Annotated in this window: 17 protein-coding genes; 10 read left to right on the top strand and 7 right to left on the bottom strand. The window is 62.8% G+C overall.

The features are described from left to right. The coding region (locus tag ATY78_RS10725) for an NAD(P)/FAD-dependent oxidoreductase (RefSeq protein ID WP_088682324.1) at positions 1-1,336 on the bottom strand (1,336 nt) is incomplete at its 3' end. Positions 1,337-1,586: 250 nt separating this feature from the next. Here ATY78_RS10725 and ATY78_RS10720 point away from each other — a divergent pair. Beyond that, positions 1,587-2,375: an SDR family oxidoreductase gene (locus tag ATY78_RS10720; protein WP_088682323.1), complete on the top strand. Its 789-nt coding sequence runs from the start codon at positions 1,587-1,589 to the stop codon at positions 2,373-2,375. A 9-nt stretch (positions 2,376-2,384) separates the two neighbouring features. Here ATY78_RS10720 and ATY78_RS10715 read toward each other — a convergent pair whose 3' ends face one another. After that, entirely contained in the window at positions 2,385-3,266 is an 882-nt protein-coding gene (locus ATY78_RS10715) for an aminoglycoside phosphotransferase family protein (protein ID WP_088682322.1), read from the bottom strand. A 294-nt stretch (positions 3,267-3,560) separates the two neighbouring features. On the opposite strand from ATY78_RS10715, the gene ATY78_RS10710 reads away from it, so the two are divergent. The 6 genes from ATY78_RS10710 (at position 3,561) to ATY78_RS28545 (ending at position 10,951) form a co-directional block, all read left to right on the top strand. Next, positions 3,561-4,856 (top strand): efflux RND transporter periplasmic adaptor subunit, encoded by a 1,296-nt coding sequence (locus ATY78_RS10710; RefSeq protein WP_088682321.1) that lies wholly within the window; start codon positions 3,561-3,563, stop codon positions 4,854-4,856. After that, a complete protein-coding gene (locus ATY78_RS10705) occupies positions 4,853-7,969 on the top strand; it encodes an efflux RND transporter permease subunit (RefSeq protein WP_088682320.1) in 3,117 nt (1,038 codons plus the stop codon). The genes ATY78_RS10710 and ATY78_RS10705 overlap by 4 nt, the downstream gene beginning before the upstream one ends. A 222-nt stretch (positions 7,970-8,191) precedes the next feature. After that, on the top strand, positions 8,192-9,484 hold the full coding sequence (locus tag ATY78_RS10700) for an Hsp70 family protein (RefSeq protein WP_088682319.1): 1,293 nt from the start codon (positions 8,192-8,194) through the stop codon (positions 9,482-9,484). A 68-nt stretch (positions 9,485-9,552) separates the two neighbouring features. Further along, positions 9,553-10,440, top strand: a complete 888-nt coding sequence (locus ATY78_RS10695) for a uracil-DNA glycosylase (protein WP_088682318.1) — start codon at positions 9,553-9,555, stop codon at positions 10,438-10,440. Between the two features lie 132 nt (positions 10,441-10,572). Then, a complete protein-coding gene (locus ATY78_RS10690) occupies positions 10,573-10,764 on the top strand; it encodes a hypothetical protein (RefSeq protein ID WP_088682317.1) in 192 nt (63 codons plus the stop codon). 43 nt (positions 10,765-10,807) lie between these two features. Continuing rightward, positions 10,808-10,951 (top strand): hypothetical protein, encoded by a 144-nt coding sequence (locus ATY78_RS28545; protein WP_190237433.1) that lies wholly within the window; start codon positions 10,808-10,810, stop codon positions 10,949-10,951. Between the two features lie 22 nt (positions 10,952-10,973). On the opposite strand, the gene ATY78_RS10685 is transcribed toward ATY78_RS28545, so the two are convergent. Together ATY78_RS10685 and ATY78_RS10680 are read right to left on the bottom strand one after the other, a co-directional pair. Continuing rightward, positions 10,974-11,861, bottom strand: a complete 888-nt coding sequence (locus ATY78_RS10685) for a hypothetical protein (RefSeq protein WP_088682316.1) — start codon at positions 11,859-11,861, stop codon at positions 10,974-10,976. Positions 11,862-12,100: 239 nt separating this feature from the next. After that, positions 12,101-13,039 carry a DMT family transporter gene (locus tag ATY78_RS10680; RefSeq protein WP_088682315.1) on the bottom strand — a complete coding sequence of 313 codons (939 nt, stop codon included), beginning with the start codon at positions 13,037-13,039 and terminating at the stop codon, positions 12,101-12,103. Positions 13,040-13,371: 332 nt separating this feature from the next. Here ATY78_RS10680 and ATY78_RS28975 point away from each other — a divergent pair, with 332 nt between their 5' ends. The 3 genes from ATY78_RS28975 (at position 13,372) to ATY78_RS10660 (ending at position 19,807) form a co-directional block, all read left to right on the top strand. Continuing rightward, positions 13,372-14,478, top strand: a complete 1,107-nt coding sequence (locus ATY78_RS28975; protein WP_088682314.1) for a methyl-accepting chemotaxis protein — start codon at positions 13,372-13,374, stop codon at positions 14,476-14,478. A gap of 187 nt (positions 14,479-14,665) precedes the next feature. Then, entirely contained in the window at positions 14,666-17,311 is a 2,646-nt protein-coding gene (gene pepN, locus ATY78_RS10665; protein ID WP_088682313.1) for an aminopeptidase N, read from the top strand. Between the two features lie 192 nt (positions 17,312-17,503). Continuing rightward, positions 17,504-19,807: a PAS domain-containing sensor histidine kinase gene (locus ATY78_RS10660; protein ID WP_088682312.1), complete on the top strand. Its 2,304-nt coding sequence runs from the start codon at positions 17,504-17,506 to the stop codon at positions 19,805-19,807. Here the strand turns inward: ATY78_RS10660 and ATY78_RS10655 are convergent. The 3 genes from ATY78_RS10655 to ATY78_RS10645 all read right to left on the bottom strand — a co-directional run bounded on the left by ATY78_RS10655 (position 19,804) and on the right by ATY78_RS10645 (position 25,052). Further along, complete coding sequence (locus ATY78_RS10655) at positions 19,804-22,761, bottom strand: bifunctional [glutamine synthetase] adenylyltransferase/[glutamine synthetase]-adenylyl-L-tyrosine phosphorylase (protein ID WP_088682311.1); 2,958 nt, start codon at positions 22,759-22,761, stop codon at positions 19,804-19,806. The two genes, ATY78_RS10660 and ATY78_RS10655, sit on opposite strands and share 4 nt — an antisense overlap. Before the next feature lie 135 nt (positions 22,762-22,896). After that, the gene (locus ATY78_RS10650) at positions 22,897-24,309 is read right to left on the bottom strand and encodes a HAMP domain-containing sensor histidine kinase (RefSeq protein ID WP_088682310.1); all 1,413 of its coding nucleotides are present in this window, start codon (positions 24,307-24,309) and stop codon (positions 22,897-22,899) included. Next, the gene (locus ATY78_RS10645; protein WP_088682309.1) at positions 24,306-25,052 is read right to left on the bottom strand and encodes a response regulator transcription factor; all 747 of its coding nucleotides are present in this window, start codon (positions 25,050-25,052) and stop codon (positions 24,306-24,308) included. Before ATY78_RS10645 ends, ATY78_RS10650 begins: the two co-directional genes overlap by 4 nt. Between the last annotated feature and the right edge of the window lie 45 nt (positions 25,053-25,097).

The following is a 25,097-nucleotide window of genomic DNA, read 5'->3' as shown; positions in this document are numbered from 1 at the left end:
AGGCGATCGGCTTGTGGTTTGCGGCCGGCTCCAATGACTGCGCATCGGTCTTGCCATGACCAAGCGTGCCGAAGAAGGAAAAGCCGAACAGCGTGTTGGTCCACATGTCGAGACCGCCGAGCGCCACACCGACCGCCGTGCCGAACTTCGACCACAGCGGCTTGACGTTGCGCACCCGCTTCAGGTCCTTGCCGATGTCGCCATTGCGCCATTCGGTCTCGATCTCGATGACCTCGTCATGGCTGCGGCCTGATGCGATCGCCGCCGCCACCTTCTCAGCCGCCAGCACGCCCGACAGCACCGCATTGTGGCTGCCCTTGATGCGCGGCACGTTGACGAGACCGGCCGAACAGCCGATCAGCGCGCCGCCCGGGAAGGTGAGCTTCGGCACAGACTGGTAGCCGCCCTCGGTGATGGCGCGAGCGCCATAGGAGAGCCGCTTGCCGCCCTCGAAGGTTCCGCGGATCGCCGGATGGGTCTTGAAGCGCTGGAACTCCTCGAAGGGATAGAGATAGGGGTTCTTGTAGTTCAGGTGGACGACGAAGCCGACCGCCACCAGATTATCTTCGAGATGATAGAGGAAGGAACCGCCGCCGGTCTTCATGCCGAGCGGCCAGCCGAAGGAGTGCTGCACCAGGCCCGGCCTGTGGTTCTCGGGCTTGACCTGCCAGAGTTCCTTGATGCCGATGCCGAACTTCTGCGGCTCGCGGTCTTTCTGCAGATCGAACTTGGCGATCAGTTGCTTGGCGAGCGAACCGCGCACGCCTTCGCCGATCAGCACGTATTTGCCGAGCAGTTCCATACCGCGGGTATAGTTCGGGCCGGGCTCGCCGTTTCTCTCGATGCCCATGTCGCCGGTGGCGACGCCAATGACGGCACCCGCCTCATTGTAGAGCACTTCGGTTGCGGCAAAGCCCGGATAGATCTCGACGCCGAGTTCTTCCGCCTTGGTTGCCAGCCAGCGACAGACGTTTCCGAGCGAGACGATGTAGTTGCCGTGATTGTTCATCAGCGGCGGCATCAGCATATTCGGCAAACGGATCGAGCCGGCCGGGCCGAGCACCAGGAAATGATCGGCCGTCACCTCGGTCTTGAAGGGATGATCACCATCCTCGCGCCAGCCGGGCAGCAGCCGGTCGATGCCGATCGGATCGACCACCGCACCCGACAGGATATGGGCGCCGACCTCGGCGCCCTTCTCCAGCACCACGACCGACAGTTCCGGATCGACCTGCTTCAGCCGGATCGCCGCCGCCAGACCGGCAGGACCGGCGCCGACGATCACGACGTCGAATTCCATGCTCTCGCGTTCGGGCAGGTCAGTCATCTCGCTCATCCATTCGTCTCCGCTTGGCCGCAGGCGGCCTCATCCCTCATGAGCACTTCTTGTCAAAACGAGATCGGATTGTCGAGCCGAGATACGACAGCCGATCTTCCAATTCGCACAATGATAGGCCTACTCCGTCAGGAGTATATAACGTTTACGTGAACGTCAATTATCAAACGGCGGCAAGCCCGTCAGCCTCCCTTTCCTTTTCCGCCGCTTGCGCCTTATACATCGCTCTAGGATATCGGAGGACAAAGTCATGGATCTCGGCATCGAAGGCAAACGCGCGCTCGTTCTTGCCTCCTCACGCGGCCTCGGCCTCGGCATCGCCGCGGCGTTGGCGCAGGAGGGCGCAAACGTGCTGCTGTGCGGGCGCAGCGGCGAACAGCTGGAAGCCAATTGCAAGGCGATCAACGCCGAACGCAAGGGCAAGGCCGACTGGATCTGGGCCGATCTCGGCGACGAGCGCTTCGTCGAGACAGTCACGACGGCGGTGAAGGAAAAATTCGGCGGGCTCGATATCCTCGTCAACAATACCGGCGGCCCGACACCCGGCACGACCGAGGACATGACGGCCGAAAAGCTCGAGACCTATTTCCTCTCCATGGTCGCCCGCGTGATCACGCTCACCAACGCGCTGCTGCCCGGCATGAAGGCGCAGGGCTGGGGCCGCATCCTGACGGTCGCCTCGTCGGGCGTGATCGAACCGATCGCCAATCTGGCGCTGTCGAATACGCTGCGCCCGGCCCTTGCCGGCTGGAGCAAGACGCTTGCATCAGAAGTGGCAGGCTTCGGCGTCACCACAAACCTGCTCCTGCCGGGCAGCATCCTGACGGGAAGGCTCGACGACCTCGACGGCGCCGCGGCGAAGCGGACAGGCAAGAGCCTCGAAGAGATCCGTGCCGACAAGGAAGCGCGCATTCCGGTCGGCCGCTACGGCAAGGTCGAGGAGTTCGCCGCAACCGCCGCCTTCCTTTGCAGCCAGCCGGCGAGCTATATCACCGGCTCGCTCATCCGCTGTGACGGCGGCGCTGCCCGATCCGTCTGACGGCCGCGCTCAATCCGCGCGGGCCGCGACGGTGGCCCATGCCGCGGCACTTCGCACCATCTGTTCGACGTTAGCAGGATCGTCTGCAAGCTCGGCGAGCTCGGAGAGGCGATGGAAGCCCGTCAGGATGGCAATGCGCCGCCGGTCGAGCCTGCGCCCGGTCAGGCTTTCATAGGCCGATACGATACGCGCCGTCAGATCCGGCGATATGAAGTTCGAATAAATGAACTCCTGGTGCAGCGGGCCAAAGCCGGAATCGGCGAAATCGTAGATACCGTTGAGCCGTTTTTGCCCATGGTCGAAGGCCATGTTCCAGCCGTGGCCGTCGAAGAAGCCGTAGATATTTCCATAGGGATCGGGCGGCAGAATTTCGAAATCGGAAACGACCCTCTGCGCAAAACGCCTGATCTCAGGCGGCAACAGCGGCAGTGCCTTGGTTCGCACGGCTTCCGGCGATTGCCACGGCTGGATCGCCCCGGCACCGGCCTCATGCATGCGATCGGTCTCGATCACATGCAGCTCGGCGTAAAACCGCGCCAGATCATCCGCAAGGCGCCGACGGTCGCCCTCCCCGAGTGCTTCGTAATCCTCGGTGATCAGGTGTTCGCCTTCGATCTTGGTGTGGCTGGAGAAGAACGGCGGCCCTTCGTGAATGCGCATGTCGGGTACTGCCATCGACAGCGACGGCCGCACGACGCCGAGCAAGGCAGCTTCCTTGCGAAGCGCCCGTTCCGCGCTGAGATCGCGGGGGAATTTGAAGATCAGCGTGTCATCGACGTCGACCGCTATCGAATCCCATCCCTTCGCCGCCAGTTTGAAGACAGCGCCGGTGAGATGAGGAAACACGCTTGTAATGAGAGAGCGAAATTCGCTGGCGTCCAACTCGGTCATGACGACCTACCTTCTCTTTCTTCCGCCTTCTTGCCGCGCAATGGACGGAGCTGCAGGTCGACGTCATCCCTGGTCAGAATTTGCCCGTCAAACCGCGTGAGGTTACACTGGCATTATATTAGTATAGTTTGAATATTACGGAATATTCATTACAAAAATTTAAGCCCTTATAACTACTTAGTGATCGCGACCGGTGAATTATGTCTTTTTTGCGCCGCAATAGAAGTGGCTCAATCTGGGCATAAATTTTCGCAACCTTGCCCCAGCAACCTTGCCCAAAGACCGGTCTCGCCCATGAAGAAATTTTGGATCACCGTCAGCGTTATCGCTGTTGCCGCCGTCGGCTTCTGGCAATTCGGGAATCTGATCCCGTATGCCTCCCACATTCCCTATCTCTCGCAGCTGATCAAACAGCCTGCAGGCGGCAATGGCGGCGCCCAGCAGGCGCAGGCCGATCAGGCACAAGACGGCGGGCAGCATCAGGGAGGCGGGCGCCGACGCGGTGGCGGCGGCCCGACCGTCGTCAAAACGGTCGCAGCGGTGAAAACGGCGCTGCCGACGGATGTGACGGCTTCCGGCTGGGCCGATGCCGAAGACAACACGACCATTGCGGCGCAAGAGCAGGGTCTGATCGTCAGCATTAGTGCCAAGGATGGCGCAACCGTCAAAGCCGGGGACCTGATCGCCAAGCTGGACGACCGGACGGCCAAGGCGGCCGTCGACAAGGACAATGCGATGATCGTACGCGACACCGCAACGCTTTCGGAATCCGAAACGGCGCTGGTGCGCGCCCAAGACCTCTTCGACCAGAAGGCTGGCACCCAGCAAAGCCTCGATCAGGCGAGAGCCGCCCGCGACACCGCCGCGGCCACGGTCGATGCGGACAAGGCGACGCTTGCCTCGGACCAGATCATACTCGAGAATACCGACATTCGCGCGCCGTTCGACGGCCGGCTCGGCGACATCACCATCAGCAAGGGCGCCTTCGTCAATGCCGGCTCGGCGATCGTCACCATCGCGAAATACGATCCGATCTATGTGAAATTCCACCTGCAGGAACGCTATCTGCGTGAGTTGAAAAACGCGCTCGCAGCCGGCCCGGTCGAGGTCAGCACGGTTCCCTCCTCCACCAAGGGGCAGGTCAGGAAGGGCGAGATCAGCTTCTACGACAATACCGTCGACACGGCTTCCGGCACGATCCTCGCCAAGGCGAAATTTGAGAACGCCTCCGGCGCGCTCTGGCCCGGCCAGTCGGTCAACATCATCGTGCATTTCGACAATGAAGAGCAGCAGGTGGTCGTGCCGACGGTTGCTGTCAGCCCCGGCCCGGACGGGTTCTTCGCCTTCGTCGCCAAGGACGGCAAATCGCATCTGACCCCGGTCACCGTCGCCCGCGCCAATGGCGGCTTTACCGCCATCGAATCGGGCCTTTCTGAAGGCGATCACGTCGTCGTCGAGGGCCAGGGCCAGCTCACCGACCAGCAGGCGATCAAGGAGCAGTTCGACGACAAGACGCTTGATGTCGCCTCCGCCGAAGAGCCCCAGCAACAGCAGCAGACCCAGACGATCGCGGTGGGAGCTCAGCAATGATCCCAAATTTCTGCATCCAACGCCCCGTCGCGACGACGCTGCTTGCGATCGGCGTCATTCTGGCCGGCCTGGCCGGTTATCAGCTGGTGCCGGTCGCAGCACTGCCGCAAGTCGATTTTCCCACCATCAACGTTTCGGCACAGCTGAGCGGCGCCTCGCCCCAAACGATGGCAACCTCGGTCTCGACACCGTTGATCAAGCAGTTCGAGACCATCCCCGGGATCAGCGAAATCAGTGCCTCGAGCTCGCTCGGCAGCACCAGCATCGTGCTGCAATTCGACCTCAATCGCGATATCGACGCGGCCGCAGCCGACGTGCAGGCGGCGATCTCACATGCGACCCGGCAGCTGCCCGATAACCTGACGACGCCGCCGAGCTACCGCAAGACGAACCCGGCCGATGCGCCGGTCATGCTGCTCTCCGTGCAGAGCAACACCATGCCGCGCAGCAAGCTCGACGAAATCGCCGAAGACATCATCTCGCCGTCGCTTTCCACGCTTCCCGGCGTTGCCCAGGTCAGCGTCTACGGCGCGCAGACCTATGCCGTGCGCGTCGAGGTCGATCCCAACAAGCTGCTCACCCGCGGCATCGGCATCGATACCGTCAACAAGGCGCTTGCCGCCGCCAACAGCCAGCAGCCCGTGGGCACCCTGCAGAACAATTCGCAGAGCATGACCATCACGGCGAACACACAGCGCACCAACGCCGACCAGTTCCGCTCGCTCGTCATCGCCAATCCGAACGGCGCACCGATCCACCTCGGCGATATCGCCGATGTGCAGGACAGCGTCGAGAACCAGTATACCGGCAGCTGGTATGACGGCCAGCGCGGCATCATCCTCGCCATCCAGCGGCAGCCGGACGCCAACACCGTCGACGTCGTCGATGCGATCAACGCCAAGCTGCCGCAGCTTCACGCCGAAATTCCATCTTCGGTCACGACAGTCGTCATGAACGACGCCGCAAAGCCGATCCGGGCCGCCATCGCCGACGTGAAGTTCACGCTGCTGCTGACGATCGGCCTCGTCGTTCTCGTCATCTACCTCTTCACCGGCCATGCCACGGCAACGATCATTCCGGGGCTTGCCGTTCCGCTGTCGCTGATTGCGACCTTCGGCATGATGTATGTGCTCGGCTACAGTATCGACAACATCTCCCTGCTCGGGCTGACGCTCGCGGTGGGGCTCGTGGTGGACGACGCGATCGTCATGCTCGAAAACATCCTGCGCCATGTCGAGGAAGGCATGCCGGTGCGGGAGGCGGCGATCAAGGGCGCCGGCGAAGTCAGCTACACCATCATTTCCATGTCGGTTTCGCTGATCGCGGTCTTCATTCCGATCCTGCTGATGGGCGGCGTCGTCGGCCGGGTGTTCAACGAATTCGGCATGGTGGTCGCCATCGCCATCATCTCCTCGGCGATCGTCTCGCTGACCGTGACACCCATGCTCGGCTCGCGCCTGTCGAACAATCACAGCCGCCCGCCGCTTCTGATCCGCCTCTTCGATGCCGGCTTCGAGCGGACGCTCAACGGCTACGACAGGGCCGTCGGCTGGTGTCTTCGCCATCGTGTCACGATCCTCGGCGTCTTCCTCGGCTCGGTCGCGCTGACGATCTATTTCTTCATGACGCTGCCGACGAGCTTCTTCCCGCAGGAGGATATCGGCCGCCTGACGATCAGCACGCAGGCCAGGCAGGACATTTCCTATTCCGCCATGGAGGCGCTGCAGCTGCAGGCGGCAGCCGCCGTCAAGGCCAACCCCGCCGTCAACCACGTGATGTCGACGATCGGCGGCAATCCGAATAAGCCGCAGAACAACGGCTCGATGTTCGTCGAGCTCAAGGACAAGAAGGAGCGTCCGCCGCTGGACCAGACGCTGCGCGAGCTGCGCACTGCGATCAACAAGATCCCCGGACTGCAGGCCTTCGTGACGCCGAACCAGAGCCTGCGCTTCGGCGGCCGCCAGACCGCCAGCCAGTATCAGCTGGTCATCCAGGCGCTGAGCGCCGACCAGACCAACCTCTGGGCCGACAAGATCCAGGCGGCGATGCGTAAGGAACGCCTGTTCACCGACGTCACCTCGGATGCCCAGAACAACGCCCTGCAGGCCAATATCGTCATCGATACCGAGCGGGCAGCCGCTTACGGGATCGACAACGACACGCTGCGCACGACGCTGCAGGAATCCTTCAGCGGTTATGCCGCCGCCGAAATCCAGTCGACCGGCGACAGCTACGACGTGATCGTCGAATACGACACCAGCAAACCCTGGGACGACCAGAAGCTGTCGGAGATCCGCGTCGCCTCGTCCAATGGCAGCCTGGTGCCGCTTTCGAACTTCGCGCATGTCCAGCGCACCACCGGCCCCGTCACCATCAACCAGACCGGCCAACTCGTCTCGACCACCGTTTCCTTCAACCTGCCGAAGGGCGTGTCGCTCAGCGACGCGACCGCGGCGATCGAGCAGATCAAGAAGGACATCTCCATGCCGGCCGACGTCTTCACCTCCTATGGCGGTACGGCGGAGATCTTCCAGCAGTCGCAGGGCAATACGCCCTACCTGATCCTGGCGGCCGTGCTGACCATCTATGTCGTGCTCGGTGTGCTCTATGAGAGCTTCATCCATCCGCTGACCATTCTCTCCGGCCTGCCGGCGGCGGCCTTCGGTGCGCTGCTGGCGCTAAAGATCATGGGCTTCGACCTTTCGATCATCGCTCTCATCGGGCTCCTGATGCTGATCGGCATCGTCAAGAAGAACGCGATCATGATGATCGACGTCGCGGTGGAGACCATGCGAACGACGGGCGAAAAGGCGACAGCGGCGATCCACGAGGCCTGCGTGCGGCGCTTCCGGCCGATCATGATGACGACCTTCTGCGCCCTGCTCGGCGCCCTGCCGATCGCGCTCGGCACCGGCGCAAGCTCGGAGCTGCGCCAGCCGCTCGGCATCGCCGTCGTCGGCGGCCTCGTCGTCTCGCAGTTGCTGACGCTCTTCATCACCCCCGTCATCTTCGTCGAGATGGATCGCTTCGGAAACTTCCTCGGCCGCCTGCTCGGCCAGAAGAAGATCGAGGAGCCGGTGGTGGAAGAGGCGCGCGCAATGGCTGCCGAGTGATGACGGCCCGCTGATCCCGGCATTGCCGATTCAACTTTTGGGGCGCGTGCCTTCTCTCCAAGCGGGAGAAGATGCGCGCCTCTCAGCATATCGGCCTTCAATTCGCTTGAATGTGTCACGCCCCTGTGGCATCACCCGCCCTCCTGAATTCGGGCGCCCCTGCGCCCTTTCGCGGAGCGACGGCTCCGTCTCCAATAACAATCGGCATGAAGAGGTGCGGGCATGGCTCAGGCGCTGGGTTTCGACTTTGGCACGACGAATACGGTTCTCGCCATGGCGGATGGCGGGGCAACGCGCTCGATGGCGTTCACGAGCACGGCGGGCACGGCCGACAGCATGCGCACCGCACTCTCCTTCATGAAGGACGGCCAGCTCGGCGCCGCGGCGCTGAAGGTGGAAGCGGGCCATGCGGCGATCCGCCAGTTCATCGACAATCCCGGCGAATGCCGCTTCCTGCAGTCGATCAAGACCTTTGCGGCGAGCGCGCTGTTCCAGGGCACGCTGATCTACGCCAAGCGGCACAGTTTCGAAGATCTGATGGAAGTCTTCGTGCGGCGCCTGCGCAACTATGCCGGCGACAGCTGGCCTGCCGACGTCAGCCGCATCGTCACGGGTCGGCCGGTGCATTTTGCCGGCGCCAGCCCCGATCCTGCGCTCGCGACCGAGCGCTACAACGAGGCGCTGTCGCGTTTCGGCTTTCCCGAAATCCACTATGTCTACGAGCCGGTCGCAGCCGCCTTCTACTTCGCGCAGAACCTGAAGCGGGATGCGACCGTGCTGGTCGCCGATTTCGGCGGCGGCACGACCGACTATTCGCTGATCCGCTTCGAAACCATCGCCGGCAAGCTGACGGCAACGCCGATCGGCCATTCCGGCGTCGGTGTGGCCGGCGATCATTTCGATTACAGGATGATCGACAACATCGTCGCGCCGCTGATCGGCAAGGGCAGCCATTTCAAGAGCTTCGACAAGATCCTCGAAGTGCCGTCGAACTACTATTCCAGCTTCGGCCGCTGGAACCAGCTGTCGATCTTCAAGACCACGCGCGAATTCGAGGACCTGAAGAAACTGGTGCGCACCAGCCTGGAGCCGGAGAAGCTCGAAATTTTCATCGACCTGATCGACCATGACGAGGGCTATCCCCTCTACCAGGCGGTGTCGGCGACGAAGATGGCGCTTTCGACCTCGGAGGAGGCGCCTTTCGATTTCGCCCCGCTTGGCCGCAGCGGCCATCGCAGCATCAAGCGCAGCGACTTCGAGGGCTGGATCGCCGAGGATCTCGCCCGCATCGAAGGCGCGCTCGACGACGTGCTCGACAAGACCGAGACGAAAGCGGCCGACATCGACAAGGTGTTCCTGACCGGCGGCACTTCCTTCGTGCCGGCCGTGCGCCGCATCTTCACCGAGCGCTTCGACCGCGACCGGATCGAGACCGGCGGTGAGCTTCTGTCGATCGCCCATGGCCTGGCGCTGATCGGCGAACGCGACGACATCGCGCAATGGACTGTGCAATAGAACAGCCAAGGGCGGCCAATATGCCGGCCGCCCTTTCAATGCCCATTTCTCTCCGCTAGACTTGCCGCATGATCTCCGCCCAAGACCTTTCCCCCGCCGAACTGGCAGCGCTTCTGCATTTCCATGCGGATGCCGGCGTGGAATGGCTGCTGGAGGAAGAGGCGATCGATCGCTTCGCCGAGTTCGAGGCGATGAAGGCCGCCCGCCGTCCGGCGGCGCAGGCCCAGCAGGAGCGCCCCGTCCCTGCCGAACGCCAGGCATCGCCGCGCCCGACTGCGGCCGCGCGCCCGGCTCCGGCCGAACGCGCCGCTTCCGGCCCGCAACCTGCCATCCCCGACGGCGAGGCCGTGCAGCAGGCGCGTTTCGTTGCCGAAGCCGCGCGCTCGCTCGGCGAACTCAAGACCGCGATCGAAGGCTTCAACGGCTGCAATCTCAAGCATAGCGCCCGCTCGACCATCTTTGCCGACGGCGATGCGGCGAGCGGAATCATGGTGATCGGTTCGGCCCCGAGCGCTGAAGACGATCGTGAGGGCACGCCGTTCTCGGGAAAATCCGGCCAATTGTTTGACAAGATGCTGGCCGCAATCGGGCTGACGCGTTCGGCGATCCTGCTGACGCAGGTCATCCCCTGGCGTCCGCCCGGCAATCGCCCGGCGTCTCAGGCGGAAGTGGATATCTGCCGGCCCTTCATCGAGCGGCAGATCGCGCTGGCCGAACCCAAGGTGATCCTGCTGCTCGGCAATTTTTCGGCACGCTTCTTCTTCGGGGAAAACGATACGATTCACGGCCTGCGCGGCCGCTGGAAGGAAATCGCCGTCGCCGAGCACGCCATTCCCGCGATCGCCAGCCTTCATCCTCAGGATCTGTTAACCGCACCCGTCAATAAACGGCTGGCCTGGAACGACCTGCTCGCTTTTCAGGCGAAGCTTAAGTCCCTCTCGCTGCTCAGAAATTAGCCGAAGTTGAATAATTTGTGAAACAGCCCATGCGTTTTTCGCATAGCTGCATCGCGTTATGACGCATTGCGGAATTTATGCTGCATTGCAATATAGGCCTGTGTCTTGGGAGGAATCACAGGAACCAAGGCCATGAACAAGCGTTTTCGTCCTATCCATTGCGGGTTTGAAACCCTTCGCCTCGCCGGCGACCAAGTTCGTTCCACGCACGGCTACAGCCGTTTCGGTTTTGCCACGAACGAACAGATGGTTGCCCGCGGCACCGGCGTCAACAGCCGCACGGCGCGCCCGACCGCCGTCTTCTCCGACTTCCAGCAATATTGAGCGGCAGGCGCTTCGCCTGCCCTCCGCGTCAAGAGTAGCTTGCATGTCCACGATCCTGATATCGCTTCTGCGCAACATCGACACGTTCGAACATATCCGCGCCGCGGTCTGCGCCGCGCGGGAATATGAGCGCGAGCGGGTCAAGCCGGGCGATGCCGGCACAAGCGCTGCGGCAATCGTTCTCTGATCGGACGTACAGTCGTTTGAGCTTAGGCGTCGGGCGTTGCCGATTCCGATTTTCGAGCGGGTGAGGTCGCCCATTCGAAGGCTTCGTCGACATAGGCGAACTTGACCGCCTGCCAGGCGCAATATTGCTCGACGAAATCCCGCGATACCCACAGATGCGTCTTGCGCGTTTCGTCCTGCCAGCCGACGCAGCCGCGCTGCGCCGCCTTTGCCAGCAGCCGCTGCAGATGGGTGCGCGACATCATGAAATCGCTCGCGAGCGCGCGGGTTTCGACACGGCCGACGGGGAACCTGTCCAACTCGGCGTTTTCGATATCCATCCGGGCCATAAAGTGGTCGACGACCAGTCCGCCGGCCTCCGTCCAGAGAAACAGCGCCACCTGCTCCGGCGGCTCGCGCCAGGCGGCGTCTTCCAGGCAATGGCGGGCAATACGCGGCTGGATGAGCCTCATCAATGAAGGATTTGCTTGAAAAGTGGCTGCCCTTTCGCCGCCGTCGAGCAGGTCGAGTGCGGCGAGATTGCCGAGAATCCACGCAAACATAGCCTGATGGCTGACTTCGGCCGGTTCGAAATGGCGCGGCCGCCGCCGCTCGTCGCCGGGCGTGTGGGTGATGAAGCGGTAGGTGTAGAGTTCCTCGATGAAGGCAAGCACGGTGTTGCGGCTTGCCACCTTATGGGCGGTGATGCGCCCGGTCAGCCGCACGGCGGTAAAGCCCGACGTCGGGTCGCGCGGATCATATTCGAGGTTGAGGGCATAGGCAGTCTGGGTCAGAAGCCAGCGCTGCTGGGAGGCGAGCAATCGCGCCAGCCGCGGGCCGGCATCGAACATGCCGCGCAGCTGCCCGGCCAAAAAGCGGATGCTCATCAGGAAGGAGCAGTTCCCCGCCAATTGCTCCGCCGTGAATGCCATTATGCTTTTCTCCACCTCCGTTCGCAGGCCAGCGTTCGGAGCAGCGCTACCGGAAACTCCTCCGGCATCAGCGGCCATTCAGACATGCACGGCATCGAATAAATGATACTCTCTCATGTTCAAAAATCATATTCCACCAGTCATCGGTATCCCTAGAAATCACCATCCTTTCAGCCGTTGAGCGCATTTTTCAAGCTGCGGCAATCACTGCGTTCAAACCGTCGCGCGCTTGCCGATCTTCAGGCTTGAGGCGTCGTGGCCTTTCGCGCCTCCCTTTGCTCGATGCCCAGCTGATGCTCGCGATAGATGATGAAGATGCCGGCGGCGACGACGATCGCCGTGCCGATCAGCATGGTGACGCTCGGCACGTCGCCGAAGACGAAATAGGCGACGATGCTGCCGAGCAGGATCGAGGTATATTCGAACGGCGCGACGGTGGAGACGTCGGCATGGCGATAGCTTTCCGTCAAAAGGATCTGGGCGACGCCGCCGCAAAATCCGGCCGCGATCAGATAGATCGCCGACGGCCATGGCAGGACGAGCCAGCCGAAAGGAAGCGAAGCCAGCGAAAAGACCGATGCGGTGAGCGAGAAATAAAGCACGATCGTCGCTGTCTTTTCTTCCTCGACGAGGCGGCGCACCTGGATCATCGCCATGCCGCCGAGAACGGCCGAAAGCAGCACCGCCAGCGCACCGACCGCCTGCTCTGCCTCCATGCCGCCGTCACGAAACAGCGTGAGCTTCGGCCAGGAGACGATGGCGACGCCGACCATGCCGACCAGCACGGCGCTCCAGCGGTACACGCGCACGGTCTCGCCGAGAAAAACTGCGGCGAAGATGACGGCAACGAGCGGCAGCGCGTAGCCGAGTGCGATCGCTTCCGGCAGCGGCAGATGCAGGAGCCCGTAAAAACCGAAAGCCATCGACATGATGCCGATCGTGCCGCGCTTGAGATGGCCGACCGGATTGGCCGTATAGAAGGCGGCGCGCAGCTGCCCGATATAGGCGAGATAGGCCATGATCGGAAAAAGCGCGAAAAAGGACCTGCAGAAGGTGACCTGTCCAGGCGGAATGTCCGAGCCGGCCAGCTTGATGAAGGTCTGCATGGCCAGGAAGACCACGACCGACGAGACTTTCAGCGCAATGCCTCTCATCGGGTTTCTGAGAACCGAGTGCATGATCCTGGCTCTTGATGCTGACTTCACAGGAACGGGGAGACGCGTTCGACTCGGGAACGCAACGGATGACGTTTCCATCGTAGCGAAAGAAAATCGGAATGGGCGAAAAAATGGCGAACACCGCGGGAGAATCGCAAAATCGGCGCCGGCCGCAGCCCAACCGCGCTTGCCGCCGCAAATTTTCTTCTCTTTGAACCATTCGCCCTAAAATGTTCCGCTCTCGGCGCTCGGCGTTAACCAATTGAAAACCATAGCCACGCATCGTTTTTCGTCACTTGCACCGAAATTTCCTTCCTCGCCAAACGATTGCCCCTTCTCCCAGGATCATTTTGATGAAGCCGCTCAGCGCAGAAACGATTGCCCAGTCGCAGAATGCGACACCGCGCTCCATGCGTGTCGTCACGGACGGCATCAGCACCGACCTCGAACGGTTCAGCGCCGATAACACCCATATCGTGAAACAGATCAAGCTGCTGGCGATCAACGCTCTGATCGAGGCGGCAAGGGCCGGCGAGACCGGCAAGGGTTTTGCGGTCGTCGCCAACGAGGTGCAGAGGCTGGCGCAGATCGCAACCGACATCACCGGCAGGTTCGAGAGCAATGTGCTCGGCCGCATCGGCCTCAGCCGCGCCATGGCCGATTCACTGGTCGAGGAGATGGAGGGCGTTCGCCTGACGGATCTCGCGCAGGCGCTGGTGCAGCTGATCGTGCGCAACCTCTTCGAGCGCACGGCCGATGTGCGCTGGTGGGCGACGGACCCGGCGCTCTGGCAGGCGCTGCAGCAGCCGGGCCAGGAAACCGTCGCCTTCGCGGCGGAACGTCTCGGCGTCATCAACCGCTTCTACACCGTCTATCTCGATCTGGTCATGACCGATCTCTCGGGCAAGGTGATGGCATCGGCCAATCCCGATTTCCAGCGCAAGCTCGCCGGAAAGAGCCTCGCCGGCGATCCCTGGTTCCGGGCGGCAGCAGCCTGCGCCTCCGGCGACGCCTACATCGTCGACGAGGTCAAGGCCAGTCCGCTGCACGACAACAGGCATGCGCTCGTCTATGCCACGGGCATCCGCGAAAACGGCAAGCTCGACGGGCGGCTGATCGGCACGCTCGGCGTCTATTTCGACTGGCAGAACCAGGGCCAGGCGGTCGTCGAGAAAGAGGCGAACCTGCCGCCGCAGCTGGCGGAAAAGACGACGGTCATGCTCATCGACGGCAAGAGCCGGGTGATCGCCACCACCAATCCCGCCCTGCTCTTTTCCCATTTCGCGCTCGCCAATCCGTCCGGTCAGGCAAAGGGCAGCTACTACGACAATAACGGCTCGATCGTCGCCTTCGCGCGCACCCTCGGCTACGAGGATTACGACGGGCTCGGCTGGTACGGCGTGGTCGTACAGCGGACGGAAAGCGACGCGGCGATCAAGGCGGCGCTCAATCTGAAATAGCGGTCTTTCCTGCGGCCGTTGGCTTCATCAATCCGGAATAAGATATTTTGCCCGCGAACTTCGTGTTCGCGGGCAATTTGCTTTAACTTTAGTTCAGACTTTAATGTAATCATGCCCGGCAAATTTATGGCAGAGTGCGCCCGCCTCTGTATTCCGCAGTGTCCAATAACGGTCTTCAGGAAACACCATGCGAACAGATACCGGCCAGGTCATTCATCTGGCAGATTACCGTCCCACCGACTTCGTGCTGGAACGCGTGGACCTGACTTTCGAACTCGACCCGACGGAGACGAAGGTCGAGGCGCGCCTGATCTTTCATCGCCGCCCGGGCGCCGATCCGGCAGCGCCGATCGTTCTCGACGGCGACGAACTGACGCTGTCCGGGCTGCTGTTCGACCAGGTGGAACTCGACCCTTCGCGTTATGACGCGACACCGGACGGCCTGACGGTGCGCGACCTGCCGGAAAGCGCGCCGTTCGAGCTGACGATCACGACGATCATCAATCCCGAGGCCAATACCAAGCTGATGGGCCTTTACCGCACCGGCGGCATCTACTGCACGCAATGCGAGGCGGAAGGCTTCCGCCGCATCACCTATTTCCCCGATCGCCCCGATGTGCTTGCGCCGTTTACGGTCAACATCATCGCCGACAAGGATGCCAACCCGCTGCTGCTGTCGAACGGCAACTTCCTCGGCGGCGCCGGCTACGGCCCGGGCAAGCATTTCGCCGCATGGTTCGACCCGCATCCGAAGCCGAGCTATCTTTTCGCGCTGGTCGCCGGTGATCTCGGCGTCGTCGAAGACACGTTCACGACTATGTCCGGCCGCGAGGTGGTGCTGAAGATCTATGTCGAGCACGGCAAGGAGCCGCGCGCGGCCTATGCCATGGACGCGCTGAAGCGCTCGATGAAATGGGACGAGGAGCGGTTCGGGCGCGAATACGATCTCGACATCTTCATGATCGTCGCCGTCTCCGACTTCAACATGGGCGCGATGGAGAACAAGGGCCTCAATATCTTCAACGATAAATACGTCCTTGCCGATCCCGAAATCGCGACCGATGCGGACTATGCGAATATCGAAGCGATCATCGCGCATGAATATTTCCATAACTGGACCGGCAACCGCATCACCTGCCGCGATTGGTTTCAGCTCTGCCTCAAGGAAGGCCTGACGGTTTATCGCGACCACGAATTCTCGTCCGACCAGCGCTCGCGCCCGGTCAAGCGCATCGCCGAGGTGCGCCACCTGAAATCGGAGCAGTTTCCCGAGGACAGCGGCCCGCTCTCCCATCCGGTACGGCCGACGAAATACCGCGAAATCAATAACTTCTATACGACGACCGTCTACGAGAAGGGCAGCGAAGTCACGCGCATGATCGCGACCCTGCTCGGCAAGGATGGCTTCAAGAAGGGCATGGACCTCTATTTCGACCGGCACGACGGGCAGGCTGCGACGATCGAGGATTTCGTCAAGTGCTTCGAAGATGCAAGCGGCCGCGACCTCAAACAATTCTCGCTCTGGTACCATCAGGCAGGCACCCCGCTCGTCACCGCATCGGGCAGCTACGATGCGGCAGCCGGCAGCTTCACCCTGTCGCTCGAGCAGATGACGCCCGCTACCCCCGGCCAGCCGAGCAAGGAGCCGATGCATATTCCGCTCAGCCTCGCGCTCTTCGGCGAAAACGGCGGCAAGATCGAGCCGACTTCGGTCGAAGGCGCCGAATATGCCGACGAGGTGCTGCATCTCACGGGCCGCACGCAGACGGCGGTGTTCCACGGCATCGGCTCGCGGCCGGTCGTTTCGATCAACCGCAGCTTCTCGGCGCCGATCAACCTGCATTTCGACCAGAGCCCTGCCGATCTCGCCCATCTCGCCCGCCACGAGACGGATCATTTCGCCCGCTGGCAGGCGCTGACGGATCTGGCCCTGCCGAACCTCCTGAAGGCAGCGCGCGACGCCCGCGAGGGCAAGCCTGTCGCCTGCGAAGCGACCTTCGTCGAGACGCTGATTGCAGCGGCCGCCGACGAGAGCCTCGAGCCTGCCTTCCGTGCCCAGGCGCTGGCGCTGCCGAGCGAATCCGACATTGCCCGCGAACTCGGCGGCAACAACGATCCGGATGCCATCCATGCCGGCCGGCAGGCGGTCCTGAAACAGATCGCCGATGCCGGAAAGGATGTCTTTGCCGCCCTTTATGCAACGGCGACACCGGACGATTTCAGCCCGGACGCGAGGAGCGCCGGCCTGCGCGCGCTGCGCAATACCGCCCTCACCTATCTCTCCTACGCCGAACAGACGCCGGCCCGCGCCAAGGCCGCCTTCGATGCAGCCAAGAACATGACCGATCTCAGCTACGCGCTGACGATTCTCGCCCATCGTTTCCCCGACAGCGCGGAAACGAGCGAGGCTCTCGCCACCTTCCGCGACCGTTTCGCCGAGAACGCGCTCGTCATCGACAAATGGTTCGCCATCCAGGCCGGCATTCCGGGCGCGAAAGCCCTGGAGCGGGTTCGCACCCTGATGGACAATCCGCTGTTCAAGCGGACCAATCCCAACCGGATGCGGTCGCTGGTCGGCACCTTCGCCTTTGCCAATCCGACCGGTTTCGGCCGTGCCGACGGCGAAGGCTATCGCTTCCTGGCCGGCCAGATTCTCGATATCGACGAGCGCAACCCCCAGCTTGCCGCACGTATCCTCACCTCGATGCGTTCCTGGCGCTCGCTAGAGCCGATGCGCGCGGAACATGCGCGCGCCGCGCTTGCCGAGATCGAGCGCGCGCCCGCCCTTTCGACCGACGTGCGTGATATCGTCGAGCGCACGCTTAAGGGGTAATTTCGATCGACCAGCCGCGGCCCAAGATGCGGCGGCTGGCCGCCCAGCTGATTCGAATCAGCCGAAAAACCCGAAAATCTAAATAGTTAACGGATTTTTACCTTTGCCTCTGGACAAGGCGAATCACCCATGATTCTCTAGGTCAGGTTCGAGCGAGCGGCGCGCGAATCACACGAGGGACAAGGCGAAGAGATGATGGACGTGCGGCGGGCAACCGTGGCCGGAGGACGGCTGCGTGTCGATTTTGGCGGGCTGAAAGCCTGGCGCGACAGCCTTTCCGGTCATGCGAAATCGGAACCGCTTCTTCGTCACTTGCCGAAGGCGGAACTGGCCCTGAAGCGCGCCATCCCGGCTCTGATCATTGCCTTCCTCTCCGTCGTCGCCGCTTCGCATTTCTTCGGCATGATGAACGAATATGCGCGCCTGGAATCCTCGGCTCGCCATGAGACGGCGCTTTCGGCAGCCACCGCCTCTGCCGTGTTTGCCGATGCGGCCGATATTTTCGACAGCGGCGACATCGACAAGGCGCAGGCCCGCCTCGCCAAGTTCCTGCCTCAGGACCGGCTGGACAGCGGCGCTTTCGTGCTGCTCGTGCAGGCCAGCGGCAAGGTTTTTGCCGCGACGACCGCCGGGCTTTCGCATGTCGGCAGCAATGTCGGCGATTTCTTCCCCGAGGTTTCGGCGATCCGCCGTTTCGGCGATCGCGCCGGCGTCATCGAGACGACGATCGGCGGCGTGCCGCACTATGCCGAGATCACGCTGATGGGCAATGCCGGCGGCTATATCGTCGCCGCCACCTCGCTCGACGAGATCAGCCGGCTCTGGCGCGAGGAGCTGGCGCTCAACGTCACGCTTTTCGCCGGCATCTCGTCGATCCTGCTCGTGATCCTCTATGCCTACTACACGCAGGTGAAGCGCGCTCGCGACGCCGACGACATCTTCCTCGAATCGAACCTGCGCGTCGAGACGGCGCTGTCTCGCGGCCGCTGCGGCCTCTGGGATTTCGATTTCGAGAACCGGGAATTCTTCTGGTCCCGCTCGATGTACGACATGCTCGGCCTGCCGGGCTCCGACAAGACGATGAGCTTCGGCGAGGCCGCACGGCTGATGCATCCGGATGACGGCGGGCTCTACGAGATCGCACGCGCCATCGCCAACGGCCATTCCGGCCAGGTCGATCAGATCTTCCGTATGCGCCACGCCGGCGGCCACTATGTCTGGATGCGCGCCCGCGCCCAGGTGATCCGCAGCAATTCCGGCCGCGTGCACCTCATCGGCATCGCCATGGACGTGACCGAACAGCACCGGCTCGCCCAGCGCTATGCGGAAGCCGACCAGCGGCTCGCCGACGCCATCGAATGCACCTCGGAAGCCTTCGTGCTGTGGGACAAGAACGACCGCCTCGTCATGTGCAACACCCATTTCCAGCAGGCCTACGGCCTGCCGGACAGCGTGCTCGTGCCCGGCACCGAGCGCTCGATCGTCAATGCAGCCGCCGCCCGCCCCGTCATCGAGCGGCGGGTCGCCGATGCCGATGGCTCGGGGCGCACCACGGAGGTACAGCTCGCCGACGAGCGCTGGCTGCAGATCAACGAACGCCGCACCCGCGACGGCGGCAAGGTCTCCGTCGGCACCGACATTACGCTGATGAAACGCCATCAGGAGCGGCTGCGCGAATCCGAGCGCCGGCTGATGGCGACGATCGGCGATCTTTCCGCCTCACGCCAGACGCTGGAGATCCAGAAATCCGAGCTCTCGACGGCGAACGCCAATTACCAGGCGGAAAAGGAGCGCGCCGAGGCCGCCAACAAGGCGAAATCGGAATTTCTCGCCAACATGTCGCATGAGCTGCGCACGCCGCTCAACGCCATCCTCGGCTTTTCCGAAATCCTGCAGAACCAGATGTTCGGGCCGCTCGGTTCGGCGAAATACGACGAATATGCTCGCGACATCCATGACAGCGGCAAACATCTGCTCAACGTCATCAGCGACATTCTCGACATGTCGAAGATCGAGGCCGGCCACCTCAAGCTCCACCGCGAGCGCATCGATCTGGTGCCGCTGATCGAGGAAAGCCTGCGCTTCACCGCCATTCCGGCCGCCGAAAAGAACATCGTCATCGACCAGCACATTTGCTCCGGTCTGACGCTGATGGCCGACCGCCGGGCAATGAAGCAGGTGCTGCTCAACCTGCTGTCCAACGCCGTGAAGTTCACCGACAATGGCGGCCGCATCGCGGTGCGCACTCGCCGCATCGATGGCGCCGTCGTCGTCACCATCGCCGACACCGGCATCGGCATCCCACGCTCGGCGCTCTCGAAGATCGGCCAGCCTTTCGAGCAGGTGCAGAGCCAGTACGCCAAGAGCAAAGGCGGCTCCGGCCTCGGCCTCGCCATCTCCCGCTCGCTGACTGCGCTGCATGGCGGCCGCATGAAGATCCGCTCCCGCGAAGCTGTGGGTACGGTGATCTCGCTGCGTATTCCGGATGATGTTTAGGCTTTCACCGTACTGAGGAATATTTTCCTCACCGCCTTCGAAAGCCGCTTCACTTCCCCCTCCAGCGTCCTGATATCAGGGCAGTCGCCGGCGCGGCAGACGAGTTCGATGAGGCCGGCCGGCGCGTCCTCCGGATCGAACAGGCCATCGATGCAAAGGCGGATCAGCTGTGAGAGGCCGGTATAAAGGGCGAAGGCCTCGAGGCAGATATCGAGGTCGGCGGCCGGCATCAGCCTGTCGCCGAGCACCTTCAAGGCTTCGCCGGTGCTCATCCCGTTCACGGCAATGCCGACACCCTTCGTCGGTGCGATCAGCGCCAGATATTGCGCGATGAATTCGAGGTCGATGACGCCGCCGGGGATCAGCTTCAGGTCCCATGGGCCGGAGGGCGGCTTTTCCCTATCGATCAATTCGCGCATTTCGGCGACGTCATGCGCCACCTTGGTCATATCGCGATCGGCCGACAGGACCTCCCGGATGATGTGTTCCGCCTCGGCGATCAGGCTCTCATCGCCTGAGATCAGCCGTGCGCGGCTCAGCGCCATATGCTCCCAGGTCCACGCCTCCTCACGCTGGTACTTGCCGAAGGCATTGATGCGGGTGGCGACCGGGCCCTTGTTGCCGGACGGGCGCAGCCGCATGTCGACCTCGTAGAGCACACCTTCGGCGGTCGGCGCCGAGAAGGCGGCGATCAGCCTCTGCGTGATGCGGGTGAAGTAGCGCGTCGCATCGAGCGGCTTCGGCCCGTCGGATTCGGAGGCAGCGCCGTCATAATCATAGAGCAGGATCAGGTCGATGTCGGAACCGGCCGTCAGCTCGAAGCTGCCGAGCTTGCCCATGCCTGATATGGCGATGCGCCCGCCGGGATAATCACCGTGCGCAGCGCGCATCTCGCTCACCACGGCATCGAGTGCCGCCGCGATGATGAGATCGGCCAGATGGGTGAAGGCGCGGGCGGCCATCGCGCCGTTGATCGCTCCCGTCAGCAGGCGGATGCCGATCAGAAAGCGTTGCTCGGCGGCGAAGATGCGCAGCCGGTCGAGTACTTCCTCATAGTGGCGCGCCTGGGCAAGCGAGCCTTTCAACCGCTCGCCGAGATAATCGCGCGTCGGCAGTTCGGCCATCAGGCCGGGGTCGAGCATGCCGTCGAAGACATGCGGCTTGGCGGCGATCACCTCGGCCAATCGCGGTGCGGAGGACATGATGTTGACGATCAGCGACAGGAGCGCCGGGTTGCTGCCGAGCAGCGAGAAGAGCTGGATGCCGGAGGGAAGGCCCGAGATGAAACTGTCGAAGCGCAAAAGCGCCTCGTCGGCGCGCTTGCTTTCGCCGAAGACGCGCAGCAGCTCCGGCGCCAGTTCCGTCAGCCGCTCGCGTGCCTCCACCGATTGCGTCGCGCGGTAGCGGCCATAATGCCAGGTGCGGATGATGCGGGAAATGTCGGACGGTCTGTCGAAACCGAGCTTTTTCAGCGTCTCCAGCGTATCCGGGTCGTCGCCCTGGCCGGTGAAGACGAGGTTGCCGGTCCCGGCGGAAAGCTTGCTCTCCTGTTCGAAGAGCTGGGCATAACGCCGCTCCACCGTCTTCAGCACGCCGACCAGCCGTTCGGAAAAACTCGGCGTATCGGTGAAGCCCATCATGAAGGCGATGCGCTTGAGGTCGGCATCCGTCTCCGGCAGCAGGTGGGTCTGCTCGTCGCGCACCATCTGGATGCGATGCTCGACATCGCGCAAGAACCAATAGGCCTCCGTCAGCTCGTCACGGGTCTCCGCGTCGATCCATTTCGCCTTGGTGAGTTCACCGAGCGTCTCCTCCGTCGCCCGGCCGCGCAGCGCCGGCATGCGGCCGCCGGCGATCAACTGCTGCGTCTGGACAAAGAATTCGATCTCGCGGATGCCGCCGCGGCCGAGCTTGACGTTATGGCCCTTCACCGCGATCGCGCCGTGACCCTTATGCGCATGGATCTGCCGCTTGATCGAATGAATATCTGATATCGCCGCGTAATCGAGATATTTGCGGAAGACGAAAGGAGCAAGCCCGCGCAGGAAATCACCGCCCGCCGCCAGGTCGCCGGCGACGGCGCGCGCCTTGATGAAGGCTGCTCGTTCCCAGTTCTGGCCCCTGCCCTCGTAGTAGATCATCGCCGCGTCGACGGAGATCGCCAGCGGCGTCGAGCCGGGATCGGGGCGCAATCTCAGATCGGTGCGGAAGACGTAACCGTCTGCCGTGCGCTCCTGGAGGATACGCACCAGCCGACGCATCATCCGGGGATAGATCTCGATCGCATCATCCGGATCGGGCACGATGCCGGCCTCTTCGTCGAAGAAGACGACGAGATCGATATCGGAGGAATAGTTGAGTTCGGACGCCCCGAGCTTGCCCATGCCGATCACGATCAGCCCGGACCCCTCGCTCGGCGCCGCCGGATTTCGCAGCTTGAGCTTTCCGCCCTCATGGGCCGAGAGCAGCAGATGGTCGATCGCGGCGGCAACGGAAGCTTCGGCAAGCTTGCTCAACCATGCGGTCGTCACTCTCCCGTCGAAGATGCGCGAGAGATCGGCAAGCGCGACGAGGAAGGCCACCTTGCGCTTGATGATGCGCAGCCTGCTCATCACCACCGATTCCACGGGTGCGGCCCCCTCGCCGTCCGGCCGCCAGCAGCCCCGCGCCTCGGCGACCAGCGTCTCGATCTGCGGCTCCAGCGGCTCAGCGATGGCGCCAGCAAGAACGGCAGGGTCGAGATTGACGATTTCGCGCAGATAAGGCGAGAGCGTCAGCACGGCCGCGATAAAATCGCGCAAGGGGCTTTCCGTCTTCAGCATCGCAGCCACCGACGGCTCGCTTTTGCCGGCCTCCTGAAGATCGGCCAGCGCCAGCTTCAGCTCCGTCTGGCTCAGCGGACGCAGCAGTCCTTCGGCCACATCCTTCAGACCATGCGTCGATTTCGTCAGCATGCGCTCTCCCTGCCTTACCGCTGAAGGAAGCAATCACGCAGAATCGCGAGCAGCCTCCTCGATCGACATTAAACTAGGGTCTCGGCGAGAAACCGCCAATACGCGATTCAGCCGATCGGATTTCCATGGAAGAGATCAGGCGGCCTTGGCAGGGAAGATCATGCTGACGGTCAATCCGCGCTGTTCGGGCTTGTCGGGATCGGTATCGGAAAGCTCCAGCCGGCCGTTGTGCAGCTCCATGACGGCCTCCACCAGCGAAAGCCCAAGCCCGGTGCCGGGCTTCGAGCGGCTTTCGTCGAGGCGAACGAAGCGCTTCACCACGTCGTCACGCCTGTCGGCCGGAACGCCCGGCCCGTGATCGGCCACCGAAAGGCAGATGCCATCGGGGCGGCGGGCGAGCTTCAGCGATACCACGCCAGCCCCTTCCGTATCGGAGGAATATTTGATGGCATTGTCGAGCAGATTGAAGATCGCCTGGCCGATCAACTCGCGATTGCCCTGTATCTCCACATCCGGCTCGATGCTGGAAGTGAGGCCGAGCCCGGCCTCTTCCGCGGCCGGTTCATAAAGCTCGGCGCTGTCGGAAACGATCGCCGACAGCTCCACCGGCGACATTTCCGCGGCGACCGATCCGGCCTCGACGCGGGAAATCATCAGCAGCGCGTTGAAGGTGCGGATCAGCTGATCCGATTCTGAAATGATGCCTTCGAGGGCGGTGCGCCGGGTATCGCCGTCAGTCATATCGATCGCATCCGCCGCCTTGTTGCGCAGCCGCGTCAGCGGCGTCTTGAGATCATGGGCGATGTTGTCCGAGACCTGCCGCAGGCCCTCGTTCAGCTTCTCGATGCGTTCGAGCATGGTATTCAGAGACATCGACAACCGGTCGAATTCGTCGCCCGATCCACCGACCGGCAGGCGCTGCGAGAGGTCGCCGGCCATGATCTTCTTGCTCGCATCCGACATGCGGTCGATACGTTTCAGCGCGTTGCGGCCGATGGCGAACCAAATGATGATCGCGCCAAGCCCCATGATCGCCAGAGCCACCATCAGCGCCTGGCGCACCAGCAGACGGAAGCGCTCGGGGTCGCCGAGGTCGCGGCCGACGAGGATTCTGAGGCCGTTGTCGAGCACGAAAATGTTGGCGATCGCCTTGTGCCGGCGCTCGACACCGCCACCGTCGGTATAACGCTGATAGGAGAAGGGAGCCGAGGTCCAGCCGATCTCTTCGAAGACACCGGGCTGCACCGAGGCGACATTGCCGGCCAGGATATCCCCCGACGGACCGGCGATGATGTAGAGATTGGCGCCCGGCTGGCGGGCGCGCCGCTCCATGGTGCGCAGCAGAAGGTTCATGCCGCCGCTGTCATAGGCGCGCTGTACCTGCTCCACCTCCTGCCGGACGGCGTCGCGGATCTGGCCCGTCAGCAGCCGTTCCGACATCGCCGTCACATAGAAGACGAGCGTCGCGGCGCAGATGGCGAAAAGCAGGATGTAGAGTGCCGAAAGGCGGACTGCGGTGGACTTGAAGAGAACCCTGAAGCGGCTCATCCCTCATCCTTGATCATGTACCCCGCGCCCCGAATGGTTTTCAGGAGCGGCTGGCTGAAGTCCTTCTCGATCTTCGAGCGCAGGCGCGAGACATGCACATCGATGACGTTGGTCTGGGGGTCGAAATGATAGTCCCAGACGTTTTCGAGCAGCATGGTGCGGGTCACCACCTGCCCGGCGTTCTTCATGAGATATTCGAGCAGGCGGAATTCACGCGGCTGCAGCGGGATTTCCTTGCCGGCGCGGCGCACCTCATGGGAGAGCCGATCGAGCTCCAGATCGCCGACGCGGTAAACGACGTCCTGTTCCGGCGTGCCCTTGCGGCGGCCGAGCACTTCGACGCGCGCCAGCAACTCACTGAAGGCATAAGGCTTCGGCAGGTAATCGTCGCCGCCGGCACGAAGGCCGGTCACGCGGTCGTCGACCTGGCCGAGCGCGGAGAGGATGAGAACAGGCGTGTGAATGCCCTTGCGGCGCAATTCGCTGATGACGGAAAGCCCGTCGCGGCGCGGCAGCATACGGTCGATGACGATGACATCGTAGGTATTTTCGGACCCCATGAACAAGCCGCTCTCGCCGTCGCTGGCGTGATCGGCGACGATGCCCGCCTCGCGAAAGGCTTTCGTGAGGTAGGCCGCGGCTTCGAGATCATCTTCGATGATGAGAATCTTCATGCGGCCGACATTACCCACCGGCTGCGTTTCGGCAAGGCTCAAAGCATGTTCCTGCGGGGCGGCGCTCATCGAGATCGTCCTTCAAAGATCAGAGGAATCGAGCCGCGCGGACTT

The sequence above is a fragment of the Rhizobium sp. R635 genome (assembly GCF_002211285.1).
GTDB lineage: Bacteria > Pseudomonadota > Alphaproteobacteria > Rhizobiales > Rhizobiaceae > Rhizobium.
Note: the sequence above shows the minus strand (reverse complement) of the source record. Positions and strands in the feature narration are given on the sequence as shown.

Coding starts and splice junctions, on each gene's coding strand:
- ATY78_RS10720 (WP_088682323.1), top strand. CDS start 1,587: ATGGATCTCGGCATCGAAGGCAAACGCGCGCTCGTTCTTGCCTCCTCA.
- ATY78_RS10715 (WP_088682322.1), bottom strand. CDS start 3,266: ATGACCGAGTTGGACGCCAGCGAATTTCGCTCTCTCATTACAAGCGTG.
- ATY78_RS10710 (WP_088682321.1), top strand. CDS start 3,561: ATGAAGAAATTTTGGATCACCGTCAGCGTTATCGCTGTTGCCGCCGTC.
- ATY78_RS10705 (WP_088682320.1), top strand. CDS start 4,853: ATGATCCCAAATTTCTGCATCCAACGCCCCGTCGCGACGACGCTGCTT.
- ATY78_RS10700 (WP_088682319.1), top strand. CDS start 8,192: ATGGCTCAGGCGCTGGGTTTCGACTTTGGCACGACGAATACGGTTCTC.
- ATY78_RS10695 (WP_088682318.1), top strand. CDS start 9,553: ATGATCTCCGCCCAAGACCTTTCCCCCGCCGAACTGGCAGCGCTTCTG.
- ATY78_RS10690 (WP_088682317.1), top strand. CDS start 10,573: ATGAACAAGCGTTTTCGTCCTATCCATTGCGGGTTTGAAACCCTTCGC.
- ATY78_RS28545 (WP_190237433.1), top strand. CDS start 10,808: ATGTCCACGATCCTGATATCGCTTCTGCGCAACATCGACACGTTCGAA.
- ATY78_RS10685 (WP_088682316.1), bottom strand. CDS start 11,861: ATGGCATTCACGGCGGAGCAATTGGCGGGGAACTGCTCCTTCCTGATG.
- ATY78_RS10680 (WP_088682315.1), bottom strand. CDS start 13,039: ATGCACTCGGTTCTCAGAAACCCGATGAGAGGCATTGCGCTGAAAGTC.
- ATY78_RS28975 (WP_088682314.1), top strand. CDS start 13,372: ATGAAGCCGCTCAGCGCAGAAACGATTGCCCAGTCGCAGAATGCGACA.
- pepN (WP_088682313.1), top strand. CDS start 14,666: ATGCGAACAGATACCGGCCAGGTCATTCATCTGGCAGATTACCGTCCC.
- ATY78_RS10660 (WP_088682312.1), top strand. CDS start 17,504: ATGATGGACGTGCGGCGGGCAACCGTGGCCGGAGGACGGCTGCGTGTC.
- ATY78_RS10655 (WP_088682311.1), bottom strand. CDS start 22,761: ATGCTGACGAAATCGACGCATGGTCTGAAGGATGTGGCCGAAGGACTG.
- ATY78_RS10650 (WP_088682310.1), bottom strand. CDS start 24,309: ATGAGCCGCTTCAGGGTTCTCTTCAAGTCCACCGCAGTCCGCCTTTCG.
- ATY78_RS10645 (WP_088682309.1), bottom strand. CDS start 25,052: ATGAGCGCCGCCCCGCAGGAACATGCTTTGAGCCTTGCCGAAACGCAG.